General features: G+C 65.9%; 24 protein-coding genes. 18 read left to right on the top strand and 6 right to left on the bottom strand.

What is annotated here, in order from left to right; all coding sequences use genetic code 11:
- Positions 1 to 148 precede the first annotated feature (148 nt).
- From PA6_RS08500 to PA6_RS08490, 3 genes are read right to left on the bottom strand one after another with little or no spacing between them, the layout of a single operon-like run.
- Positions 149 to 868 carry a glycerophosphodiester phosphodiesterase gene (locus PA6_RS08500; protein ID WP_021700496.1) on the bottom strand — a complete coding sequence of 240 codons (720 nt, stop codon included), beginning with the start codon at positions 866 to 868 and terminating at the stop codon, positions 149 to 151.
- Complete coding sequence (locus tag PA6_RS08495) at positions 865 to 1,167, bottom strand: hypothetical protein (RefSeq protein WP_021700495.1); 303 nt, start codon at positions 1,165 to 1,167, stop codon at positions 865 to 867. Before PA6_RS08495 ends, PA6_RS08500 begins: the two co-directional genes overlap by 4 nt.
- The gene (locus tag PA6_RS08490; RefSeq protein ID WP_021700494.1) at positions 1,164 to 1,736 is read right to left on the bottom strand and encodes a PilZ domain-containing protein; all 573 of its coding nucleotides are present in this window, start codon (positions 1,734 to 1,736) and stop codon (positions 1,164 to 1,166) included. Before PA6_RS08490 ends, PA6_RS08495 begins: the two co-directional genes overlap by 4 nt.
- Before the next feature lie 98 nt (positions 1,737 to 1,834).
- On the opposite strand from PA6_RS08490, the gene PA6_RS08485 reads away from it, so the two are divergent.
- The 3 genes from PA6_RS08485 to PA6_RS08475 are packed head-to-tail and all read left to right on the top strand — an operon-like array spanning position 1,835 to position 5,005.
- Entirely contained in the window at positions 1,835 to 3,085 is a 1,251-nt protein-coding gene (locus tag PA6_RS08485; protein WP_021700493.1) for a lipoprotein-releasing ABC transporter permease subunit, read from the top strand.
- Positions 3,078 to 3,761 carry a lipoprotein-releasing ABC transporter ATP-binding protein LolD gene (lolD, locus tag PA6_RS08480; RefSeq protein ID WP_021700492.1) on the top strand — a complete coding sequence of 228 codons (684 nt, stop codon included), beginning with the start codon at positions 3,078 to 3,080 and terminating at the stop codon, positions 3,759 to 3,761. Before PA6_RS08485 ends, lolD begins: the two co-directional genes overlap by 8 nt.
- On the top strand, positions 3,761 to 5,005 hold the full coding sequence (locus PA6_RS08475; protein WP_021700491.1) for a lipoprotein-releasing ABC transporter permease subunit: 1,245 nt from the start codon (positions 3,761 to 3,763) through the stop codon (positions 5,003 to 5,005). The genes lolD and PA6_RS08475 overlap by 1 nt, the downstream gene beginning before the upstream one ends.
- A gap of 34 nt (positions 5,006 to 5,039) precedes the next feature.
- On the opposite strand, the gene PA6_RS08470 is transcribed toward PA6_RS08475, so the two are convergent.
- Entirely contained in the window at positions 5,040 to 5,567 is a 528-nt protein-coding gene (locus PA6_RS08470) for a DUF2062 domain-containing protein (protein WP_021700490.1), read from the bottom strand.
- 95 nt (positions 5,568 to 5,662) lie between these two features.
- Here PA6_RS08470 and PA6_RS08465 point away from each other — a divergent pair, with 95 nt between their 5' ends.
- The 8 genes from PA6_RS08465 to murB all read left to right on the top strand — a co-directional run bounded on the left by PA6_RS08465 (position 5,663) and on the right by murB (position 12,528).
- Positions 5,663 to 7,888 (top strand): DNA internalization-related competence protein ComEC/Rec2, encoded by a 2,226-nt coding sequence (locus PA6_RS08465; protein ID WP_043216465.1) that lies wholly within the window; start codon positions 5,663 to 5,665, stop codon positions 7,886 to 7,888.
- A 72-nt stretch (positions 7,889 to 7,960) separates the two neighbouring features.
- Positions 7,961 to 8,632 (top strand): MotA/TolQ/ExbB proton channel family protein, encoded by a 672-nt coding sequence (locus tag PA6_RS08460; RefSeq protein ID WP_021700488.1) that lies wholly within the window; start codon positions 7,961 to 7,963, stop codon positions 8,630 to 8,632.
- Positions 8,629 to 9,057 carry an ExbD/TolR family protein gene (locus PA6_RS08455; protein WP_021700487.1) on the top strand — a complete coding sequence of 143 codons (429 nt, stop codon included), beginning with the start codon at positions 8,629 to 8,631 and terminating at the stop codon, positions 9,055 to 9,057. The genes PA6_RS08460 and PA6_RS08455 overlap by 4 nt, the downstream gene beginning before the upstream one ends.
- Entirely contained in the window at positions 9,054 to 10,058 is a 1,005-nt protein-coding gene (gene lpxK, locus PA6_RS08450) for a tetraacyldisaccharide 4'-kinase (protein ID WP_021700486.1), read from the top strand. The genes PA6_RS08455 and lpxK overlap by 4 nt, the downstream gene beginning before the upstream one ends.
- A 39-nt stretch (positions 10,059 to 10,097) precedes the next feature.
- Positions 10,098 to 10,283 (top strand): Trm112 family protein, encoded by a 186-nt coding sequence (locus PA6_RS08445; protein ID WP_021700485.1) that lies wholly within the window; start codon positions 10,098 to 10,100, stop codon positions 10,281 to 10,283.
- Complete coding sequence (gene kdsB, locus PA6_RS08440) at positions 10,284 to 11,048, top strand: 3-deoxy-manno-octulosonate cytidylyltransferase (protein ID WP_021700484.1); 765 nt, start codon at positions 10,284 to 10,286, stop codon at positions 11,046 to 11,048.
- Positions 11,048 to 11,512 carry a low molecular weight protein-tyrosine-phosphatase gene (locus tag PA6_RS08435; protein ID WP_021700483.1) on the top strand — a complete coding sequence of 155 codons (465 nt, stop codon included), beginning with the start codon at positions 11,048 to 11,050 and terminating at the stop codon, positions 11,510 to 11,512. The genes kdsB and PA6_RS08435 overlap by 1 nt, the downstream gene beginning before the upstream one ends.
- On the top strand, positions 11,509 to 12,528 hold the full coding sequence (murB, locus tag PA6_RS08430) for a UDP-N-acetylmuramate dehydrogenase (RefSeq protein WP_021700482.1): 1,020 nt from the start codon (positions 11,509 to 11,511) through the stop codon (positions 12,526 to 12,528). The genes PA6_RS08435 and murB overlap by 4 nt, the downstream gene beginning before the upstream one ends.
- 82 nt (positions 12,529 to 12,610) lie before the next feature.
- Here the strand turns inward: murB and rne are convergent, their stop codons facing one another.
- Positions 12,611 to 15,643 carry a ribonuclease E gene (rne, locus tag PA6_RS08425; RefSeq protein WP_169728644.1) on the bottom strand — a complete coding sequence of 1,011 codons (3,033 nt, stop codon included), beginning with the start codon at positions 15,641 to 15,643 and terminating at the stop codon, positions 12,611 to 12,613.
- A gap of 592 nt (positions 15,644 to 16,235) precedes the next feature.
- On the opposite strand from rne, the gene rluC reads away from it, so the two are divergent.
- The 3 genes from rluC to sppA are packed head-to-tail and all read left to right on the top strand — an operon-like array spanning position 16,236 to position 18,835.
- Positions 16,236 to 17,189, top strand: coding sequence for a 23S rRNA pseudouridine(955/2504/2580) synthase RluC (gene rluC / locus PA6_RS08420; protein ID WP_021700480.1), 954 nt, complete (start codon positions 16,236 to 16,238; stop codon positions 17,187 to 17,189).
- Positions 17,182 to 17,874 carry an HAD-IA family hydrolase gene (locus tag PA6_RS08415; protein WP_021700479.1) on the top strand — a complete coding sequence of 231 codons (693 nt, stop codon included), beginning with the start codon at positions 17,182 to 17,184 and terminating at the stop codon, positions 17,872 to 17,874. Before rluC ends, PA6_RS08415 begins: the two co-directional genes overlap by 8 nt.
- The gene (gene sppA, locus PA6_RS08410) at positions 17,867 to 18,835 is read left to right on the top strand and encodes a signal peptide peptidase SppA (RefSeq protein ID WP_021700478.1); all 969 of its coding nucleotides are present in this window, start codon (positions 17,867 to 17,869) and stop codon (positions 18,833 to 18,835) included. The genes PA6_RS08415 and sppA overlap by 8 nt, the downstream gene beginning before the upstream one ends.
- A 54-nt stretch (positions 18,836 to 18,889) precedes the next feature.
- Here the strand turns inward: sppA and PA6_RS08405 are convergent, their stop codons facing one another.
- Positions 18,890 to 19,468, bottom strand: a complete 579-nt coding sequence (locus tag PA6_RS08405) for a Maf family protein (protein ID WP_021700477.1) — start codon at positions 19,466 to 19,468, stop codon at positions 18,890 to 18,892.
- Positions 19,469 to 19,573: 105 nt separating this feature from the next.
- Between PA6_RS08405 and PA6_RS08400 the strand changes: the two genes are divergently transcribed.
- The 4 genes from PA6_RS08400 to fabD all read left to right on the top strand — a co-directional run bounded on the left by PA6_RS08400 (position 19,574) and on the right by fabD (position 22,424).
- Positions 19,574 to 20,101: a YceD family protein gene (locus PA6_RS08400; RefSeq protein ID WP_021700476.1), complete on the top strand. Its 528-nt coding sequence runs from the start codon at positions 19,574 to 19,576 to the stop codon at positions 20,099 to 20,101.
- 13 nt (positions 20,102 to 20,114) lie between these two features.
- Positions 20,115 to 20,297 carry a 50S ribosomal protein L32 gene (gene rpmF, locus PA6_RS08395; protein ID WP_021700475.1) on the top strand — a complete coding sequence of 61 codons (183 nt, stop codon included), beginning with the start codon at positions 20,115 to 20,117 and terminating at the stop codon, positions 20,295 to 20,297.
- A 30-nt stretch (positions 20,298 to 20,327) separates the two neighbouring features.
- Positions 20,328 to 21,308 carry a phosphate acyltransferase PlsX gene (gene plsX / locus PA6_RS08390; protein ID WP_043216463.1) on the top strand — a complete coding sequence of 327 codons (981 nt, stop codon included), beginning with the start codon at positions 20,328 to 20,330 and terminating at the stop codon, positions 21,306 to 21,308.
- Between the two features lie 177 nt (positions 21,309 to 21,485).
- Entirely contained in the window at positions 21,486 to 22,424 is a 939-nt protein-coding gene (gene fabD / locus PA6_RS08385) for an ACP S-malonyltransferase (protein WP_021700473.1), read from the top strand.
- Positions 22,425 to 22,440 lie beyond the last annotated feature (16 nt).

The following is a 22,440-nucleotide window of genomic DNA, read 5'->3' as shown; positions in this document are numbered from 1 at the left end:
CGACCCTCTCCCTAACCCTCTCCCATAAATGGGAGAGGGGATGTACACGCGGGCTAATAGGCTTCGGGAGCAGTCCTTAGCCCGGATGCAATCCGGGGGAGGTGTTGCCTGTTTCCCGGATTGCATCCGGGCTACAGGAGGCCACCTGCTAGCGCTTGAGCGTATCCACCGCCAGCCCCGGGAAGTCGGTGATGATGCTGTCCACGCCGAAGTCGGCCAGGCGGCGCATCAGCGCCGGTTCGTTGACCGTCCAGACCGACACGTGCAGGCCGGCCTTCTGCGCCTTGAGCAGGCGTTCCGGCGTGCACAGCGTCCAGTTCAGCGCGAGCATCGAGCAGCCGTGGTGGGCGGCCACCTTCAGCGGGTCGAGCCAGTTGTATTCGGCCACCAGGCCGCGCGACAGCTCCGGCGTCAGGCGACGCAGGGCGCGCAACACTTCGCGCGAGCTGCTGGTGACGGTGATGCGGTCCTTGATGCCGAAACGCTCGGCCAGCGCCTGGATGGCCAGCACGGTGCGCGCGGCCCGTACCCGCGAGGCGCTTTTGACTTCCAGCTGCCAGTGCTCGAACGGGCACTGCTCGAACAGGCTTTCCAGCGTCGGGATCGGGCAGGGCGTTTTCCAGCCCGGGCCGCCCTGGCGGGCGTCGAGCTTCACCAGCTCCTCCGCATCGTGCTCCACCACCTTGCCGCGGCGGCCGGTGGTGCGCTTGAGGGTCGGGTCGTGAATCACCATCAGCTCGCCGTCACGCGACAGGTGCAGGTCGAGTTCGCAGCGGGTCACGCCGTGTTCGAGGCAACGCTGGAAGCTGGCGAGGGTGTTTTCCGGCGCTTCGCCCTTGGCGCCGCGGTGGCCGTAGATCAGGGTCACGGTTGATCCTTGTCGAGGGGGTGGTGCGGCTGATGGTGCAGCACGCTGTTGATCACATGGTCGTATTCGAAATAGACGCTGAAGCTGCGGTAGTCCCAGCGGGTGATGGGCGGCTGGCCCACGGCTGGGTGCTCCTCGTCGGCCAGGCCGAAGCGCTCCAGTACGGAGCGCTTCGACTCGCCCAGCTGGGGCAGGCCGGCGACCGCGTCGCCTTGCTGGCCGAGCGGGATCTCAAGGGTCTGGGCGAGGGCGGGGGAGCAGAGCAGCAGGGCACCGAGCAGGAGCGCTAACGACCTCATCGCTGCTCCTTGGCCATGCGCCGCTCCAGCGCCTGCTTCTGCAGGATGTGCCGGGCCAGCAGCTGGCGCTGCGCATCGGTCAGTGCCTCGAACTCGGTACCGATCTCGAACTGGCCGTTGCCGCGGGCCTGGCTGTGGACCACCTTGGCCCGCAGCAACAGGCCGAGGGCCTGCGGCATCAGCACCATCTTGATCGCCAGGTGACTGCCGACAGGGACGGCCTGGCCATGGTTGAAGCTGATGCCGCCCTCGGAAATCGATACCCGGCGCGGTGCGCCGATATCGCGCAGCAGGCTCTGCGCCACAGCTTGGCCGAGCAGGTCGATGCGCTTGTTCATCACCTTGAGGTAGTTGGCCAGGGTGCGATCACGCTCGCTGATGTGGCGCAGCAGGTGCTGCGACTCGAAGTCCATCAGGTGCAGGTCGCTGAGCAGATTGAACAGCGGCGAGTTGTCGTGAAGCGGATCACTGGCGTGCGCGTCAGACCCGGAGAGCAGGCTGAAATCCAGTGCGATCGTATCCTCGATACGGTAGTATTCGCGGCGATCATCGACGTCTTGATTCGACATGGCGAACCCATGGCAGCAGTGGTGGTCTGAGTGTAAAGCCGCGCGCCAGGCCCCGCCACAAGGACGTTTCTCCCTTTTCGCAGCGAATCCCCTCACTCATGTTCAGACCCCTGCCGTTCTTCATCGGCGTGCGTTACACGCGAGCCCGACGCCGCAGCCTGTTCGTTTCCTTCATTTCCCTGACTTCCATCATCGGCCTGGCCCTGGGCGTGCTGGTGATGATCGTCGTGCTGTCGGTGATGAACGGCTTCGATCGCGAGATGCGCGACCGCGTGCTGGGCATGGTGCCCCACGCTACCCTCGACAGCACCACGCCGATCAAGGACTGGCGCACCATCGGCGAAGGCCTGCTGCGTCATCCGCAGGTGGCGGCCATCGCACCGTTCACCCAGATGCAGGGGCTGTTGACCAACAACGGCCAGGTGCAGAAGGTGCTGGTCAACGCCATCGATCCGGTCGAAGAGGCCAAGGTCTCGATCATCGGCGACTACTTCCGTGAGGGCTCGCTGGATTCGCTCCAGGCGGGTGGCTTCGGCATCCTCATTGGCGACCTGGCGGCGAAGAAGCTGGGCCTGGCCATCGGCGACAAGGTCACGTTCGTCGCCCCCGAAGTGGCGGTGACCCCGGCCGGCATGTTCCCGCGCATGAAGCGTTTCACCGTGGTCGGCATCTTCCATGTCGGCGCCGGCGAGATCGACGGCCATGTGGTGATGGCCCACGTGCAGGACGCCGGCCGCCTGCTGCGCTTGAAGCCGGGCGAAGTGCAGGGCATCCGCCTGAAATTGCATGACCTGTTCCAGGCGCCGCAGGTGGCCTGGGAGCTGGCTACCCTGCTACGCGAGCAGGACTTCTACGCCCGCGACTGGACCCGCACCCACGGCAACCTGTACCAGGCCATCCGCATGGAAAAGACCATGATCGGCCTGTTGCTCCTGCTGATCGTCGCCGTGGCTGCCTTCAACATCATCTCCACCCTGGTGATGGTGGTGACCGACAAGAAATCCGATATCGCCATCCTGCGCACCCTCGGTGCCACGCCGCGGCAGATCATGGCCACCTTCATGGTCCAGGGTTCGGTGATCGGCATTGTCGGCACCCTGGTCGGCGGTGTGCTCGGCGTGCTCGCGGCGCTGAATGTCAGCGCGGCGATCAAGGGACTGGAGAGCCTGCTGGGCATCCAGTTCCTCAATGCCGAGGTGTATTTCATCGATTACCTGCCCTCGCAGGTACAGGGCTCGGATGTGGCGCTGGTCTGCGGTGCCGCCCTGGTCCTGAGTTTCCTTGCCACCCTTTACCCGGCCTGGCGTGCGGCGCGCACCCAGCCTGCGGAGGCTTTGCGTTATGAGTGACAAGTCCGTGCTGAGTTGCCGCAATCTGGGCAAGAGCTACGAGGAAGGCCCGCAGACGGTCGTGGTGCTGAGCAACGTCGAGCTGGAGCTGCTGCCCGGCGAGCGCGTGGCCATCGTCGGCACCTCCGGCTCGGGCAAGAGTACCCTGCTGAACATGCTCGGCGGCCTCGATACACCGAGCCAGGGCAGTGTCTGGCTGGCCGGCGAGGAACTCTCGGCGCTCAACGAGAAGGCCCGTGGCCTGCTGCGCAACCGGGCGCTGGGCTTCGTCTACCAGTTCCATCACCTGCTGCCGGAATTCACCGCGCTGGAGAACGTGTGCATGCCGCTGCTGATCGGCAAGACGCCGATCCCCGAAGCGCGTCAGCGTGCTACTGCGCTGCTGGAGCGGGTCGGCCTTGGTCATCGCCTGTCGCACAAGCCGGCCGAGCTGTCAGGCGGCGAGCGCCAGCGCGTGGCCATCGCCCGTGCTCTGGTCAACCAGCCGGCACTGGTGCTGCTCGATGAACCCACCGGTAACCTCGACCAGCACACCGCGCAGGGCATCCAGGAGCTGATGCGCGAGCTCAGCCGTGACTCGCGCACGGCCTTCCTGGTGGTGACCCATGACCCGCAGCTGGCCGGCCAGATGGACCGCGTGCTGCGCCTGGAAGACGGCAAGCTGGTGGTCGCCTGATGTTCCGCCCGCTGAGCATCTTCGTCGGCGCCCGCTACACCCGGGCCAAACGGCGCAACCACTACATCTCCTTCATCTCGCTGACCTCGATGATCGGCCTGGCCCTGGGCGTGCTGGCGATGATCGTGGTGCTGTCGGTGATGAACGGTTTCCAGAAGGAAATGAGCTCGCGCATCCTCGGCATGGTGCCGCACGCCACCCTCAGCGCCGACCGGCCGCTGGACGACTGGCAGGCGGTGGCCGCCACCGCGATGCTGCACAAACAGGTGACTGGCGCTGCGCCCTTCGCCGAACTGGAGGGCATGTTTTCCTACAAGGGCAACATGCAGCCGGTGCAGATCAACGGCATCGATCCGGCCGAGGAGCAGAAGGTCTCGATCATCGGTCGGCACATGGTTCAGGGCCGCCTGGAGGACCTCAAGGCCGGTGAGTTCGGCGTGGTGATCGGCGAGATCAGCGCGCGTCGTTTCCGCCTGAATGTCGGCGACAAGCTGACCCTGATCGTGCCTGAGGCGAGCAAGGCCGCCGGCGGCATCACGCCGCGCATGCTGCGCCTGTCGGTGGTCGGCGTGTTCAAGGTCGGCGCCGAGCTGGATGGCAGCCTGGCGCTGATCCATATCGCCGATGCGTCCGGCATCCAGCGCCTGGCCGACGGCCAGGTGCAGAGCGTGCGCATCGCCCTGAAGGACCTGTACCAGGCGCCGCAGGTGTCCGCCGCCATCGCCACGCAACTGGGCGCCGGCTTCAAGGCGATCGACTGGACCCGCACCCAGGGCAGCCTGTTCAGTGCCATGCAGATGGAAAAGACCATGATCGGCCTGCTGTTGCTACTGATCATCGCGGTGGCTGCCTTCAACATCATCGCCACGCTGATCATGGTGGTCGCCGACAAGCGCGCCGACATCGCCATCCTGCGTACCCTCGGCGCCACGCCGCGGCAGGTGATGGCGATCTTCATGGTGCAGGGCACGGTGATCGGCTGCATCGGCACCCTTATCGGTGGCGTGCTGGGCGTGACGGTCGCGCTGAACATCAGCAGCTGGGTGGCCTGGCTGGAAAAGGCCAGTGGCGCGCACATCTTCAGCTCCGACGTGTACTTCATCAGCAGCCTGCCGTCCGACCTGCGCGGCCTGGATGTGCTGCTGATCTGCGGTGCGGCGCTGAGCATGAGCTTCCTCGCCACGCTCTACCCGTCCTGGCGTGCCTCACGCACGCAGCCGGCCGAAGCGCTGCGCTACGAGTAAACGAAAACGCCGCTGAGAAGCGGCGTTTTGCTATCTAGCGCTGGGACTGGCGGCGCTTCTCGGCACGCTTGCGCCAGTTGTGCGCCACCCACCAGCGCCAGTACAGCATGGTCAGGCCGTAGCCCAGGGCGGCGGAGATCACCCCGACTATCACCGAGCCCAGCAGGAAGGGCTGCCAGAGAATCGCCAGCTCGCCGCTGATCCATTCCCAGGTCAGCTCGTCTGGCAGTTCCATGGGCGGCACGCCGAGCAACCAACTGCCCATCTTGTAGGTGCAGTAGAAGATCGGCGGCATCGTCAGCGGGTTGGTCAGCCACACCAGGCCTACCGAAATCGGCAGGTTGGCACGGATCGGAATGGCCAGGCTGGCGGCGATCAGCATCTGCATCGGCGCCGGAATGAAGGCGGCGAACAGCCCGGCGGCCATGGCGCGCGCGACCGAGTGCCGATTCAGGTGCCAGAGGTTGGGGTCGTGCAGCAGGGTTCCGAGGAAGCGCAGTGACTTGTGGTCCCGGATCATCTGCGGATCGGGCATGTAGCGTTTGAACAGACGGCGAGGCATGAGCGGTCTCGGCAAAAATCAGCGGCTATTATGCACCGATGCTCGCAGGCCGGCTTGGCCCTGTGATGACAGCTCAACCCCGGGATGGGAAAACCATGCGCACAGGGATGTTCGCGCTGGCCGCAGGCCTGGCCTGTTTGCCGTTGCTGCCGCAGTTGCCGCCGACCTGGCTGTTGCTGGCGCTCTTGCCGCTGGCGCTGATGCTGCTGCCCTGGCGCAGTTATCCGCTGGCTTTGTTGCTGTTCGGCTTCGTCTGGGCCTGCTTCAGTGCGCAGGCGGCCCTGGATGACCGCCTGGCCATGGCGCTCGACGGCCGCACCCTGTGGCTGGAGGGGCGGGTCAGCGGGTTGCCGGAGGTGGGCGAGGGCGTGGTGCGTTTCCAGCTCGAAGACGCAGTCGCGCGTGAGCAGCGGTTGCCACAGCGATTGCGCCTGTCCTGGTATGACGGCCCGCCCGTGCGGGCCGGTGAGCGCTGGCGCCTGGCGGTCAAGCTCAAGCGCCCGCGTGGTCTGGCCAACCCGCAGGGCTTCGACTACGAAGCCTGGCTGCTGGCCCAGCGCATCGGTGCCACCGGTACGGTCAAGGCCGGCGAGCGCCTGCAGGCGGCGGCGGGCGCGGCCGCCTGGCGCGACGCGCTGCGCCAGGAGCTGCTCGCGGTTGAGGCGTTCGGTCGCGCGGGGGCGCTGGCAGCGCTGGTGCTGGGCGACGACTCCGGGCTCAGTCGCGCCGACTGGCGGGTGCTGCAGGATACCGGCACGGTGCATCTACTGGTTATCTCCGGGCAGCATGTGGCGCTGCTGGCGGCGCTGCTCTATGCGCTGGTCGCCGGTCTGGCGCGGCTCGGCCTGTGGCCTCGATTTCTACCCTGGTTGCCTTGGGCCTGCGCGCTGGCCTTCGTCGGCGCGCTGGGCTACGGCTTGCTGGCCGGCTTCGAGGTGCCGGTGCGGCGCGCCTGCGTGATGGTGGCCCTGGTGTTGCTGTGGCGTTTGCGCTTTCGTCATCTGGGCTTGTGGTGGCCATTGCTGCTGGCGTTCGTGCTGGTGCTGCTGGTCGAGCCGCTGGCCAGCCTGCAGGCCGGCTTCTGGCTGTCGTTCGGCGCGGTGGCGGTGCTGGCCTGGGTGTTTGGCGGGCGGCTCGGGGCCTGGTCCTGGTGGCGCGTGTGGTGGCGTGCGCAGTGGACCCTGGCGCTGGGGCTGTTGCCGCTGTTCTTCGCGTTGGGATTGCCGCTGAGCCTGAGCGGGCCGCTGGCCAACCTGCTGGCCGTACCCTGGGTCAGTCTGCTGGTGGTGCCGCTGGCGCTGCTCGGAACCCTGTTGCTGCCCGTGCCCTGGCTGGGTGAGGGCCTGCTGTGGCTGGCGGGTGGCCTGCTGGCGATCCTGTTCCAGCTGCTGGGCTGGATAGCCAGCGCGCTGCCGGCCTGGTTGCCCACCGCCGTGCCACTCTGGTGCTGGCTGCTCGGCAGTCTCGGTGTGTTGCTTTGCCTGCTGCCAGCGGGCGTGCCGCTGCGTGCGCTTGGGCTGGTGCTGTTGCTCGCCCTGTTGCTACCGCCGCGCGAGCGCATTCCGGCGGGGCAGGCGCAGGTCTGGCAACTGGATGTCGGTCAGGGTCTGGCCGTGCTGGTACGTACTCGCGAGCACGCGTTGCTGTACGACGCCGGTCCGCGCTTCGGCGACTTCGACCTGGGCGAGCGGGTGGTGCTGCCCTCGTTGCGCCAGCTGGGTGCCGACCGACTCGACCTGCTGCTGCTCAGTCATGCCGATAGCGATCATGCCGGTGGTGCTGAGGCGGTGGTCCGGGGCATGACCGTAGCGCGGGTGACAAGTGGCGAGGCTGCCGAGCTGTCGCGGGCGCTGCAGGCGCAACCCTGCGTCGACGGTGCACGCTGGGCGTGGGATGGCGTGGTTTTCACCACCTGGCGTTGGCGTGAAGCGCCGCCGGGTAATGCCGCGTCCTGCCTGCTCAAGGTAGAGGCGCAGGGCGAGAGTCTGCTGCTCACCGGCGATGTGGATGCTGCAGCGGAGAAGGCCCTGCTGGCGAGCGGTCGCGATCTGCGCGCGCGCTGGCTGCAGGTGCCGCATCACGGCAGTCGCAGCTCCTCCAGCGCCGCCTTTCTCGACGCGGTGGCGCCGCACGGCGCGCTGCTCTCGCGCGGTTGGCACAACCCGTTTGGCCATCCGCATCCCGGTGTCGTTGCGCGTTATCACGCGCGCGGCATCGCCCTGTATGACAGCGCCGAGCTGGGCGCCATTCGGCTGCAGCTGGGGGCTGTGCAGAGTATTTCCGCCTGGCGCGAACGCCCACGCTTCTGGCGGGAAAAATGAGAACCGGGGAGGTCTGCGTCGGCGCGACCCTATGCTAGAGTGGCGCCACTTTTCGAAGGGGGATTCGATACCGTGTGGGAGCTGGTCAAATCTGGCGGCTGGATGATGCTGCCGATCATTCTGTGTTCCATCGCCGCTGCCGGCATCATCGCCGAACGCCTCTGGACCCTGCGGCCGAGCCGCATCACGCCGCCGCACCTGCTGGGGCAGGTGTGGATGTGGATCAAGGAAAAGAAGCTTACCAACGACAAGCTCAAGGAGCTGCGCGCCAACTCGCCGCTGGGGCAGATCCTCGCCGCCGGCCTGGCCAATTCCAAGCATGGTCGCGAGATCATGAAGGAGTGCATCGAGGAAGCCGCCGCCCGCGTGATCCATGAGCTGGAGCGCTACCTCAATGCTCTCGGCACCATTGCCGGCGTGGCCCCGCTGCTCGGCCTGCTGGGTACCGTGCTGGGCATGATCGACATCTTCAGCGCCTTTATCGGCACCAACATGGCCAACGCCGCGCAACTCGCCGGCGGCATCTCCAAGGCCCTGATCACCACCGCGGCCGGTCTGTTCGTGGCCATCCCCGCGCTGTTCTTCCACCGCTTCCTGCAGCGTCGTGTCGACGAGCTGGTGGTCGGCATGGAGCAGGAGGCGATCAAGCTGGTGGAAGTGGTGCAGGGCGACCGTGACGTCGACCTGGGCAACGCCAGCGCACCCGCGCCGAAGGAAACCCGCAAAGAGGGCAAGAAGGCGTGAAGTTCCGGCGCAAACCGCGGGAGAACGTCGAGATCAACCTGGCGTCGCTGATCGACGTGGTGTTCATCCTGTTGCTGTTCTTCGTGGTCACCACCACCTTCACCCGCGAGACCCAGCTCAAGGTCGACCTGCCGGAAGCCGCCAGCGGTACGCCGCCCGAGGAAACCGCGCTGAAGCAGCTGGAAGTGCTGATCAGCCCCGAGGGCAGCTACTCGCTGAATGGCCAGGCGCTGCTCAAGAGTGATCTGGAAGGCCTGATGGCCGCGCTGAGCAAGGAGTCCGGCGGCGACAACAGCCTGCCGCTGGCCATCAGCGCCGATGCCAAGACCCCGCACCAGGCGGTGATCACCGCGATGGATGCGGCCGGCAAGCTGGGCTTCTCCCACCTGCGTATCACCACGGTCGAGGCCGAGGCCAAGCCTTGAGCCTGGCCGACCGGCTCACCGCTGCTTGGTACCAGGGCCACCCGGCCCTGGTTCTGCTGCGCCCGCTGGAGTGGTTGTACCGCCGCGTGGTGCTGAGCAAGCGCCGCGCCTTCCTGGCAGGGCAGGGCGACATCTACCGCGCAGCCGTGCCGGTTGTCGTGGTCGGCAACGTCACCGTCGGCGGCACCGGCAAGACCCCCATGATTCTCTGGCTGATCGAGCATTGCCGCGCGCGCGGCCTGCGCGTTGGCGTGGTCAGTCGCGGCTATGGCGCCACGCCGCCGCAACTGCCCTGGCGTGTGCGTGCCGAGCATGCTGCCGAGCAGGCCGGCGACGAGCCGCTGCTGATCGTGCAGCGCACGGATGTGCCGCTGGTGATCGACCCGCAGCGCGCCCGTGCTGTGCAGACGCTGCTGGAGCAGGAAGCCCTCGACCTGATCCTCTGTGACGACGGCCTGCAGCATTACCGCCTGGCGCGTGACCTGGAGCTGGTGCTGATCGATGCGGCGCGAGGCCTGGGTAATCGCCGCTGCCTGCCGGCCGGCCCCCTGCGCGAGCCGGCCCAGCGTCTGGCCGAGGTCGATGCCGTGCTGCGCAATGGCGCTGCTGAAGACGACGAGCAGGGTTATGCGTTGCAGCTGCGGCCGAGCGCGCTGGTCAATCTGCGCAGTGGCGAGCGGGTAGGGCTGGAGCATTTCCCGCCCGGCCAGCAGGTGCATGCGGTCGCCGGCATCGGCAATCCGCAGCGTTTCTTCAATACCCTCGAAGCGCTAAACTGGCGGCCGATTGCGCATCCCTTCGCCGACCACGCCAGCTTCAGCCCCGAGGCCCTGCAATTCAGCCCGGCGCTGCCGCTGCTGATGACCGAGAAGGACGCGGTGAAATGCCGGGCCTTCGCCGCCGCCGACTGGTGGTACCTGGCCGTGGATGCCGCGCCTTCGCCGGCCTTCGTCGCCTGGCTGGATACCGAGCTGGATCGCCTGCTTGCCGCAAAGCGCTGAGCTTCGCGCCGTTTTCCAACCTCTCCGAGGATTTCCTTCATGGACCCCAAACTGCTCGACATCCTGGCCTGCCCGGTCTGCAAGGGCCCGCTGCAGCTTTCCGAAGACAAGACCGAGCTGATCAGCAAGGGCGCCGGCCTGGCCTACCCGATTCGCGACGGCATCCCGGTGATGCTGGAGAGCGAGGCGCGCACCCTGACCACCGACGAGCGTCTGGACAAGTAAATGAGCCAAGCCTTTACCGTTGTCATTCCCGCCCGTTACGCCTCCAGCCGCCTGCCTGGCAAGCCGCTGCAGGACATTGCCGGCAAGCCCATGGTTCAGCACGTCTGGGAGCAGGCGAAGAAGAGTTCCGCAGCCCGCGTGGTGGTGGCTACCGATGATGCACGCATTCTCGAGGTCTGCCAGGGCTTCGGCGCCGAAGTGCTGATGACCCGCGTCGACCACAACTCCGGCACCGATCGCCTGGCCGAAGTGGCCACCCAGCTGGGTCTGGCCAACGACGCCATCGTGGTCAACGTGCAGGGCGACGAGCCGCTGATTCCGCCCGCCATCATCGATCAGGTGGCGGCCAACCTGGCGGCCAACCCGCAGGCCGGCATCGCCACCCTGGCTGAGCCGATCGAGGACGTGCAGGCACTGTTCAACCCCAATGTGGTCAAGGTGGTCAGCGACAAGAGCGGCCTGGCCCTGACCTTTAGTCGCGCGCCGCTGGCCTGGGCCCGTGACGCGTTCGCCAAGAGCCGCGACGTGCTGCCGGAGGGCGTGCCCTATCGCCGCCATATTGGCATCTACGCCTACCGCGCCGGCTTCCTGCATGACTTCGTGGCCTGGGGGCCGTGCTGGCTGGAAGATACCGAGTGTCTGGAGCAGCTGCGTGCGCTCTGGCATGGCGTGCGCATCCATGTCGCCGATGCCCTCGAGGCGCCGCCGGCCGGCGTGGATACCCCGGAAGACTTGGAGCGGGTGCGTCGCCTGCTGGGGGCCTGATGCGCGTCCTGTTCGTCTGCATGGGCAATATCTGCCGTTCGCCCACCGCGGAGGGCGTATTGCGCCAGCGCCTGAGTGCTGCCGGCCTGGCCGGCAAGGTTACGGTGGACTCCGCCGGTACCGGCGACTGGCATGTCGGCAAAGCGCCGGACGGGCGTTCCGCCCAGGCTGCGGCGGCCCGTGGCTATGATCTGTCGAGCCTGCGTGCACGCCAGGTACAGCGCGAGGATTTCCAGCGCTTCGATCTGATCCTGGCCATGGACCACGACAATCTGGCCCGTCTGCAGGCCCTACGTCCCGCCAGCGGTGGCGCCGAGCTGGACCTGCTCCTGCGCCGCTACGACCTGGCGCTCGACGAGGTGCCCGATCCCTATTACGGCGGTGTCGACGGCTTCGAGCAGGTACTCGACCTGATCGAGCAGGCCAGCGATGCGCTGCTCGCCGAGATCAGGGGGCGCCTGTGAGCCTGCGATTGCAAGAGGCTGTCTCCCTCAAACCGTTCAATACCTTCGGCGTCGATGTCAACGCCCGGCTGTTCGCCGAGGCGCGCAATGACCACGAGGTGCGTGAAGCCCTGGCCGAGGCCGCGCGCCGCGGCCTGCCGCTGATGCCCATCGGCGGCGGCAGCAACCTGCTGCTGACCGGCGATGTCGAAGCCCTGGTGCTGCGCATGGCCAGCCGTGGCCTGCGCATTCTCGAGGACGACGGCGAGCGGGTGCTGGTCGAGGCCGAGGCCGGGGAGCCTTGGCATCCCTTCGTGCTCTGGAGCCTGGAGCAGGGCCTGAGCGGGCTGGAGAACCTCAGCCTGATCCCCGGCACGGTCGGCGCCGCGCCGATGCAGAACATCGGCGCCTATGGCGTGGAGATCAAGGATGTCTTCGCCGGGCTGACCGCGCTGGATCGCCAGAGTGGCGAGCTGCGCGAGTTCGATCTTGAGGAATGCGCCTTCGCCTACCGCGACAGCTTGTTCAAGCAGCAACCGGGACGCTGGCTGATCCTGCGGGTGCGCTTTGCCCTCAGCCGCCAGGCCAGCCTGCACCTGGACTATGGCCCGGTGCGCCAGCGCCTGCAGGCCGAAGGCATCGAGGTGCCAACACCGAGCGACGTCAGTCGCGCCATCTGCGCCATCCGCAGCGAGAAGCTGCCGGACCCGGCCGTGCTGGGCAATGCCGGTAGTTTCTTCAAGAACCCGGTGGTGGCGAATGAGCTGGCTGAGCGTATCCGTGCCGAGCACGCCGACCTGGTCAGTTATCCGGCGGGCGAGGGGATGGCCAAGCTGGCTGCCGGCTGGTTGATCGAGCGGGCTGGGTGGAAAGGCTTTCGCGAAGGCGACGCCGGCGTGCATCGCCTGCAGGCGTTGGTGCTGGTGAACTACGGTACGGCCAGTGGTGCGCAGTTGCTGGCGCTGGCACAGCGCATTCGTGCGGATATCGAGCGGCGCTTCGGTGTGCTGCTGGAGATCGAGCCCAACGTGCTCTAGGTCCGTGACCTGGCTTTGCCGAGGTGCAAGACAGAAATAAAAAAGGGGATGCCGAAGCATCCCCTTTTTTGTGCCGCAGATCTTAGATCTGCGGTTTCGCCTCTTCTTCCTTGTCCGCCTGTTCGGCGGCAGGCTCGGCGGCCGGCTCGTCGCTCGGCGTTTCGGCTACTGCTTCAGTCGGGGCGACTTCGCTCGGCGCTTCTACCGCGGGAGCGGCTTCTTCGGCCGGAGTAGCCTGTTCAACCACCGCAGCGAGCTCGGCCGGAGCCGCTTCGACTTCGGCAGGTGCCTCGACCGGAGCAGCGACCACCTGCGGCGCGGCAGCGGCTTCGGCAGCCAGGCGCTCGGCCTCGCGCTGACGGCGGCGTACTTCGCGCGGGTCGTTCGGTGCGCGGCCGCCAGTGCTCTGCGGAGCGGCTACCGGAGCGGCCTCTACGGGAGCAGGCGCCACTTCGGCAACAACGACCGGAGCCTCGGCAACCGGCGCGACGGGAGCCGGTTCCACCGGAGCAGCTTCCACTACCGGTTCGGCCACGATGGCCGCGGCAGGGGTGGGCTCTTCGATTGCTCGGGTGATCTCGGCTGGCGCCTGCTCAGCTACCGGCGCTTGCTCCGGCTGAGCCAGGGCTTCCTCGGTGGCCACGGCCAGGGTGGCGGCCACTGCTACGGCGGCGCTTTCGGCGGCTGTGGTGGTCGCACCTTCGGTGCCAGCCTCGGCTGCGTCTGCATTGTCCTCGGCTTCATCGGCGATCGGGTTGCCATCGGCATCGCGCAGGCGCTCACGGCGGTTGCTGCGGCGACGCTGACCACGCGAGCGACGACGCGGACGATCGCCGCCTTCACCGCCTTCCTGGTCGTCTTCGACCTGCTCGCCGTTCAGCAGCACTTCTTCTTCGCTGACTGCTTCGGCCTGTTCGGCGCGCGGTTGACGCTCTTCACGCGGCGGGCGCGGCTGGCGCTCTTCACGTGGCTTGCGCTCGGCGCGCTGCTCCTGCTGTGCCTGCTGCTCTTCGCTGCTGGCGGCTACTGCGTCCAGCGGCTCGCGCAGTTCACGGCGACGCTCTTCGCGCGGCTCGCGGGCTTCGCGCGGTTGGCGCTCGCGGCGATTTTCCTGGCCTTCACCACGCGGCTCGCGCGGCTCACGGGCTTCGCGAGGCTGACGTTCTTCACGGGCTTCGCGCGGCTGACGCTCTTCACGCGGTTCGCGGGCTTCGCGCGGCTGGCGTTCTTCACGCGGTTTGCGCTCTTCGCGCTCGCCACGCTCACTGCGCTCGTTGCGTTCACCACGCTCGCTGCGGTCGCGGTTGCCACGGCCGTCGCGACGGTTCTGCTGGCGACCGTTGCGGCGCTCGTCGCCACGCGGCTTGCGTTCGGCGGGCTTGGCTTCGACGACCGGCTGCTGCTCTTCTTCCTTGCCGGCGAACAGGCTCACCAGCGACTTGACCAGGCCCTTGAACAGGCTCGGTTGCGGCGTCGGTGCGGCCGGTGCCAGCGGGGCTGCCGGAGTCGGTGCGGCCGGGCGCGGCGGGGTGGTTTTCAGCGCGGCTTCCTGGCGCACCAGGGTGCGGGTGGCGCTGACCGGCTGGGCGTCTTCGACTTCGGCCGGGGTCATTTCGTAGCTGGACTGGCCGCTCAGCACTTCCGGGCTGTCGTCGCGCAGGCGCTGGACTTCGAAGTGCGGGGTTTCCAGGTGGTCGTTCGGCAGGATCACGATGCGCGCACGGGTGCGCAGCTCGATCTTGGTGATGCTGTTGCGCTTCTCGTTGAGCAGGAAGGCGGCAACCGGGATCGGCACCTGGGCGCGAACCTCGGCGGTGCGATCCTTCAGGGCTTCTTCTTCGATCAGGCGCAGGATGGCCAGCGACAGCGATTCGACGTCGCGGATGATGCCCTGACCGTTGCAGCGCGGGCAGACGATGCCGCTGGTCTCGCCGAGGGACGGACGCAGGCGCTGACGGGACATTTCCAGCAGGCCGAAGCGCGAGATGCGGCCAACCTGGACGCGGGCGCGGTCGGCTTCCAGGGCTTCGCGGACTTTCTCTTCCACGGCGCGCTGGTTCTTGGCCGGGGTCATGTCGATGAAGTCGATCACGATCAGGCCGCCGATGTCGCGCAGGCGCAGCTGGCGAGCGATCTCTTCGGCCGCTTCCAGGTTGGTCTGCAGGGCGGTTTCTTCGATGTCGCCGCCTTTGGTCGCACGTGCCGAGTTGATGTCGATGGACACCAGGGCTTCGGTCGGGTCGATGACGATGGAGCCGCCGGACGGCAGTTTCACTTCACGCTGGAAGGCGGTTTCGATCTGGCTTTCGATCTGGAAGCGGTTGAACAGCGGCACGCTGTCTTCGTACAGCTTGATCTTGCTGGCGTACTGCGGCATGACCTGCTGGATGAAGGCCAGGGCTTCTTCCTGGGCTTCGATGCTGTCGACCAGCACTTCGCCGATGTCCTGGCGCAGGTAGTCGCGGATAGCGCGGATGATGACGTTGGATTCCTGATAGATCAGGAAAGGCGCGGCGCGGCCTTGCGAGGCTTCCTTGATCGCGGTCCACAGCTGGATCAGGTAGTCCAGGTCGAGTTGCAGTTCTTCGCTGGAGCGGCCGAGGCCGGCGGTGCGCACGATCAGGCCCATGTCGCCCGGGGCGTTGAGGCCGTTCAGTGCTTCACGCAGTTCGTTGCGTTCTTCACCTTCGATGCGGCGGGAGATGCCACCGGCACGCGGGTTGTTCGGCATCAGCACCAAGTAGCGGCCGGCCAGGCTGATGAAGGTGGTCAGGGCGGCGCCCTTGTTGCCGCGCTCTTCCTTCTCGACCTGGACGATGACTTCCTGGCCTTCCTTCAATACTTCCTTGATGTTGACGCGGCCGCCTTCGGGAGCCTTGGAGAAGTATTCGCGGGAAATTTCCTTGAGGGGCAGGAAACCGTGGCGCTCGGCGCCGAAGTCGACGAAGGCGGCTTCGAGGCTGGGCTCGACGCGGGTGATGCGGCCCTTGTAGATGTTGGCCTTTTTCTGCTCGCGGGCGCCGGACTCGATGTCCAGGTCGTAGAGTTTCTGGCCGTCTACCAGGGCGACACGCAACTCTTCGGGCTGAGTTGCGTTGATCAGCATTCTTTTCATGTTGTACCAATGGTTTCCGGGCTACCGGAAACGGCGTTTGGCACACACGACTCTCACGGTCGGTGTCAGGGCGCGTCTTTCGGAGTGGTCGTAAATCACTCCGGTGTCCAGCGGCCAAGCCAACGGGGCCTGGGGCCGCGACAACGCTCCTGTTTGCTGTGGTGACAGAAGCACTCAGTCAGGGGAGGAATCAACCGGTCGGTGCGGACGAATGTGAAGCGTCTGGGTAATGCCTGTAGCTACGCTGTCCGACGGTTGTGCATCTCCACCCTACACGTATCGCTGAAATCGGGTGCCGCTCGCTGAATCCGTAGCGGGTTTGCATTACCGCAGGCAGGGCCTGCGCGTCTGTCGAGCCTGGTTGCGACTTCTGCGCTCAGGACTCTTTGGCTCAAGGCTTTGTTTCCGGAATTCATCGCGCTCTGTGCGGCGAGAATCCCGTCGGACGGCCTCACGTCCTGAATGGGTTGCGCTCGGCAGGGATGGCAAGGTTGTCGATCATCCGCTGACCGGGCCGCTTTTGGCGGCGTTCGCGACTATAGCAGTAATGATTAAGTGCTTCAATTCCATAAAAAATTGTTATGATTCCGGCATGACTACAGATAACTCTCCAACCTCCGGCGTTCAGCTGCTTGAGGTTGCGCCGGATCATGCCGGCCAGCGTATCGATAATTTCCTTCTCGCCCGCCTCAAGGGTGTGCCGAAAACCCTGATCTATCGCATTCTGCGCAAGGGCGAGGTGCGGGTGAACAAGGGGCGGATCAAGCCCGAATACAAACTGCAGGCTGGAGATATCGTGCGGGTTCCACCGCTGCGCCTGGCCGAGCGCGACGAGCCGGCGCCGCTGGCGCAGAGCCTGCTGGAGCGCCTGGAAGCGGCCATCGTCTATGAGGACAAAGCGCTGATCGTGCTGAACAAGCCGGCCGGCATCGCCGTGCATGGCGGCAGCGGCCTCAACTACGGGGTGATCGAGGCGTTCCGCCAGTTGCGCCCGGATGCCAAGGATATCGAGCTGGTGCATCGTCTGGATCGCGACACCTCGGGCCTGCTGATGATCGCCAAGAAGCGCAGCATGCTGCGCCATCTGCACGAGGCGCTGCGCGGTGATGGCGTGGACAAGCGCTACATGGCCCTGGTGCGCGGCAGCTGGCCGACTTCGAAGAAGAAAGTGGCAGCGCCGCTGCTGAAGAACAACCTGCGCTCCGGTGAGCGCATGGTCGAGGTCAATCCCGAAGGCAAGGAGGCGCTTACCGAGTTTCGCGTGCTGCGCCGCTTCGGCGAGTTCGCCACTCTGGTCGAGGCCAGTCCGATCACCGGGCGCACGCACCAGATTCGCGTGCATGCCAAGCACGCTGGGCACTCCATTGCTGGCGATGCCAAGTACGGCGACGAGGAGTTCACGCGCGAGGTGCGCGAGCTGGGCGGCAAGCGCCTGTTCCTGCACGCCTATCAGCTGAAGATCGAGCTGCCGGATGGTCAGCCTCTGGAGTTGCAGGCCGAGGTGGACGACATGTGGGCGCAGACCCTGGAGCGACTCGGTGCCTGACTATCAGCTGCTGATCTTCGACTGGGATGGCACTCTGGTCGACTCGATCGGTCGTATCGTCGAGTCCATGCGCCGCGCTGCCGATGTCTGTGGTCTGCCGCAGCTGAGTGACGAGGCGATCAAGGGCATTATCGGTCTCGGTCTGCCTGAGGCTATCCAGACCCTTTACCCCCAGCTGCGCGAGGCGGCGCAGGTCGAGCGCTTCCGCGTGGGTTATGGCGAGCATTACATGGCGCTGGAGAGTGAGCCGTCGGCGCTGTTTCCGGGGGTTGCCGAGTCGCTCGAGTCCTTTCGGGATCAGGGCTATCGTCTGGCGGTGGCTACCGGCAAGAGTCGTCGCGGCCTGCACAAGGTGCTGGAAGGGCATGGCTGGCTGGATTATTTCGATATCACCCGCTGCGCCGACGAGACGGCCAGCAAGCCGCATCCGCGCATGCTGCACGAGATCATGGCGCATTGCGCTGTTGCGCCGGAGCGGGCGCTGATGGTCGGTGATTCGGCCTTCGACCTGCTGATGGCGCGCAATGCGGGCGTGGATTCGGTGGCGGTAGGCTTCGGCGCGCAGCCGTTGGACAGTCTGCGGGCTCACGAGCCCCGGTTGGCGATCAATGAGTTTTCCGAATTGCGTGCCTGGCTGGAAGGGCGCGCACCTCTTGGCTCTGTCGAGGTTGGCGAGTATGTCTGATCAGTGGAATGCATCGGGTGACGAAAAGGCCTGGAAGCTGCTGGAGCAAACCCTCCAGGCCGGCGTGATCGAGCAGCGTCGCGCGCGGCGCTGGGGCATTTTCTTCAAATTGTTGGCGTTCGTTTATTTGTTCGGCGCCCTGGCATTGTTCTCGCCGGCTCTGAAGCTGGACAAGGCGGCGTCCTCGGCGGAGCACCACACGGCGCTGATCGAGGTGCGTGGCATGATCATGGCTGACGAGGAGGCCAGTGCCGACAATATCGTCAGCAGTCTGCGCGCGGCGTTCGAGGACAAGAAGACCAAGGGCATTGTCCTGCGCATCAATAGCCCGGGCGGCAGTCCGGTGCAGTCGGGCTACATCTATGACGAGATCAAGCGCCTGCGTGGCGAGCACCCGGATATCAAGGTCTATGCGGTGATCAGCGACCTGGGCGCCTCCGGTGCCTATTACATCGCCAGTGCCGCCGACCAGATCTATGCCGACAAGGCCAGCCTGGTCGGTTCCATCGGTGTCACGGCGGCCACCTTCGGCTTCGTCGGGGTGATGGAGAAGGTCGGTGTCGATCGTCGCGTCTACACCTCGGGTGAGCACAAGGCCTTCCTGGATCCCTTCCAGCCGCAGAAGGAGGAGGAGACCCGCTTCTGGCAGGGCGTGCTGGAAACCACCCACAAGCAGTTCATCGACAGCGTGAAGAAGGGGCGTGGCGAGCGTCTCAAGGTCGACCAGCATCCGGAGCTGTTCTCCGGCCTGATCTGGTCCGGCGAGCAGGCTCTGCAGCTGGGTCTGGTCGATGCGCTGGGTAGCAGCAGTTACGTCGCCCGCGAGGTAATCGGCGCCAAGGATATCGTCGACTTCACTCGCGAAGAGAATCCTTTCGATCGCTTCACCAAGAAGCTCGGCACCAGCGTGGCCGAGCGCCTGGCGCTGTGGATGGGCTTCCAGGGGCCGGCGTTGCGCTGATTGCTCCCGTGAGAAGCCCGGCCCGTGCCGGGCTTCTTCCTTTTATATAGGCGCTCAGGGAATGGCGATGCCTTCCCGCTCCAGCATCTGCACCAGGCGAATCAGCGGCAGGCCGATCAGGCTGGTGTTGTCCTCGCCCTCGGTGGCGCGAAACAGGCTGACGCCCAGGCCCTCGGCCTTGAAGCTGCCGGCGCAGTCATAAGGTTGTTCCGCCTGCAGGTAGCGGCTGATCTGCTCTTCGTCGAGTGCGCGGAAGTGCACGGTGAAAGGCACCAGATCAACCTGGCAGTGGCCGCTGGCGCTATTGAGCAGGGCCAGGCCGGTCAGGAAGGTCACGCTGGCGCCGCTGGCGGCCATTAGCTGGCTGCGGGCGCGGCTGAAATCGTGAGGTTTGCCGAGTATCTGGTTGCCGAGGACGGCGACCTGGTCCGAGCCAATGATCAGGTGCGCCGGGTGCAGCTCGCTGAGGGCGCGGGCCTTGGCTTCGGCCAGGCGGCGCACCAGGGCTTCGGCGCTTTCGTTCGGGAGTGGTGTTTCGTCGATCGCCGGCGCTGCCCAGGTGAAAGGTTGTCGCAACCGGGCGAGCAGTTCGCGGCGATAGGGCGAGCTAGAGGCGAGTACCAGTGGCAGCATGATCGTTCTCCTGGTGGGTCGGCGATTCTAGCTGCCGCGACGGTGAGCGGACAGGGCGGAAATTCCTTTGACAGGGGCAGGGTGCATCCCTAGAATACCGCGCCTATGTCGAATGGACCGATTCCACCTCACGTTGATCCGCGCAAACTCGCCGATCGCGGTGTTACCCTCGAAGGGGAGATGCCGCTGGCCAGTTTCGAGCGACTGTGCGACTCGCTGGAAGATAACTCCGGCAAGGTGCGCGCGAAGCTGGTCTTCGAACGTGGCGAGCGTCGAGCTGTGAGTATTCACAGTGAGCTCGAGGTTGAGGTCAAGATGGTTTGCCAGCGTTGTCTGGAACTGGTCGCCCTGCCGATCCGCAGCGAGTGTCATTACGCGGTGGTGAAGGAAGGTGCGGATACCCAGTCGCTGCCGAAGGGCTATGACGTGCTGGAAGTGGGTGAAGATCCGTTGGATCTGATGACGCTGGTCGAAGATGAGCTTCTGCTCGCTCTGCCCATCGTTCCGGCCCATGACCCTGAGGATTGCCAGCAGCCGGCCGGTGCTAACGAGCCCGAGCCGAGCCAGGACGAGGTATCGCGGTCCAACCCGTTCAGTGTTTTGGCGCAGTTAAAGCGTGACCCAAACGTTTAGGAGTTAATGAGTTATGGCTGTTCAGCAGAACAAAAAATCCCGCTCTGCCCGCGACATGCGCCGTTCGCACGACGCTCTCGAGGCCAACGCTCTGTCCGTCGAGAAGAGCACCGGTGAAGTTCACCTGCGTCACCACGTGTCGCCGGAAGGTTTCTACCGCGGCCGTAAAGTGATCGACAAGGGCGCCGACGAGTAATCCTTGTCCGCTTTGATCGCTATCGATGCAATGGGTGGGGACTTCGGTCCCCATCTCATTGTTCCAGCCTGCATCGCCAGTCTGGTTGAATTCCCCTCGCTTCATCTGGTCCTTGTCGGCCAAGCCCCCGTCCTCGAAGAACTGATTGCCCTCCATCCGGGTGTCGATCGCGCGCGCCTGCAGGTCGAGCACGCCAGCGAGGTGATCGGCATGGACGAGCGCCCCACTCATGCGCTGCGTGGCAAGCCGGATGCCTCCATGCGTGTCATGCTGGAGCTGGTGCGCAGCGGTCGGGCCAAGGCCTGCGTCAGTGCCGGCAATACCGGCGCGCTGATGGCGCTTTCCCTCTATGTGCTCAAGCCGCTGCCCGGCATCGACCGGCCGGCGATGGTCACCGCGGTACCGACCGCCAGAGGCGTCTGTCATCTGCTCGATCTGGGCGCCAATGTCGATTGCAGCGCCGAGCAGCTCTACCAGTTCGCCGTCATGGGCTCGGTTGCGGCCGAGGCTCAGGGCGTGGTGCGCCCGCGGGTGGCGCTGCTGAATGTCGGTACCGAGAACATCAAGGGCAACCAGCAGGTCAAGCTGGCTGCCAGTCTGCTGCAGCAGGCGCAGGGGCTGAACTACATAGGCTTCGTCGAAGGGGATGGCCTGTATCGCGGCGAGGCGGATGTGGTGGTGTGCGACGGCTTCGTCGGCAACATCCTGCTCAAGTCCAGCGAGGGCCTGGTGTCGATGATCTCCGAGCGGATCGAAGCGCTATTCAATGAAGGTTTTGTCTCCAGGCTAGCGGGGGCCGTGGCACTGCCGCTGCTCAAGCGCCTGCGCGGCGAGCTGGCGCCTGCGCGGCATAACGGGGCCAGCTTCCTGGGGCTGCAGGGGATCGTGGTGAAGAGCCATGGTGCGGCCAGCGGCGAGGGTTTCCAGAGCGCCATTCGTCGGGCTGTGATCGAGGTGCGCGAGAACCTGCCGCAGCGTCTGCACGGTCGTCTCGAGGATCTGTTGCTCTGACGCATGGCTCGGGTCATGTGTCCTGTTGCCGTGCCGCCCCGTCTCCTGAACTCCTGCTGTTTGACGATCTCCAAACCTGGCAGCCTGTGACCCCCTTCGTGGTTGTTTCATCCAATCTGCAGTTTCCGGCTCGGCTTGGCCGCGCCGCTTCCTCCGACTAGATAAGGGAACGTTTTGATGTCTGCCTCCCTCGCATTTGTCTTCCCCGGCCAAGGTTCGCAGTCGCTCGGCATGCTCGCCGAGCTTGGCGCCCAGCAGGCGCTGATCCGGGACACCTTCGGCGAGGCCTCCGAGGCGCTCGGCTACGACCTCTGGGCGCTGACCCAGCAGGGGCCGGAGGAGCGCCTCAATGAAACCGACAAGACCCAGCCGGCCATTCTGACCGCCTCCGTTGCCCTCTGGCGCCTGTGGCTGGCCGAAGGCGGCGCCCGCCCGGCTTTCGTCGCCGGCCACAGCCTGGGTGAGTACTCGGCGCTGGTTGCCGCCGGAGCCATCGAATTCCGCGATGCGGTCAAGTTGGTCGAGCTGCGTGGCCAGTTGATGCAGCAGGCCGTGCCGGCCGGGCAGGGCGGCATGGCCGCCATTCTCGGTCTGGAAGATGCCGATGTGCTGGCCGCCTGTGCCGAAGCGGCGCAGGGCGAGGTGGTCAGCGCGGTCAACTTCAATGCGCCCGGCCAGGTGGTGATCGCCGGTAGCGCTGCCGCGGTCGAGCGCGCCATCGAGGCCTGCAAGGCGCGTGGCGCCAAGCGCGCCATGCCGCTGCCGGTCAGCGTGCCGTCGCATTGTGCGCTGATGCGCCCGGCGGCCGAGAAGTTTGCCGATGCGGTCAACGGCCTGGCCTGGCAGGCCCCGCAGATCGCCCTGGTGCAGAACGTCAGCGCGGCGGTGCCGGCTGATCTGGACACCCTCAAGCGCGACCTGTTGGCTCAGCTGTACAGCCCGGTGCGCTGGGTGGAGAGCGTGACCTACCTGGCCGCTCAGGGCGTCACCGAACTGGTCGAGTGCGGCCCGGGCAAGGTCCTGGCCGGTCTCAACAAGCGTTGCGTCAAAGGCATCAACACTCACAGCCTGGAAACCCGGGAAGCCTTCGCCGCCGTGCGTGCGGCGCTGGCCTGAGATACAAGGAGAGAAG

Source organism: Aquipseudomonas alcaligenes NBRC 14159, assembly GCF_000467105.1.
Classification (GTDB): Bacteria; Pseudomonadota; Gammaproteobacteria; order Pseudomonadales; family Pseudomonadaceae; genus Aquipseudomonas; species Aquipseudomonas alcaligenes.
The sequence above is the reverse complement of the archived record's forward strand: the minus strand, read 5'-3'. Positions and strand labels throughout refer to the sequence as shown.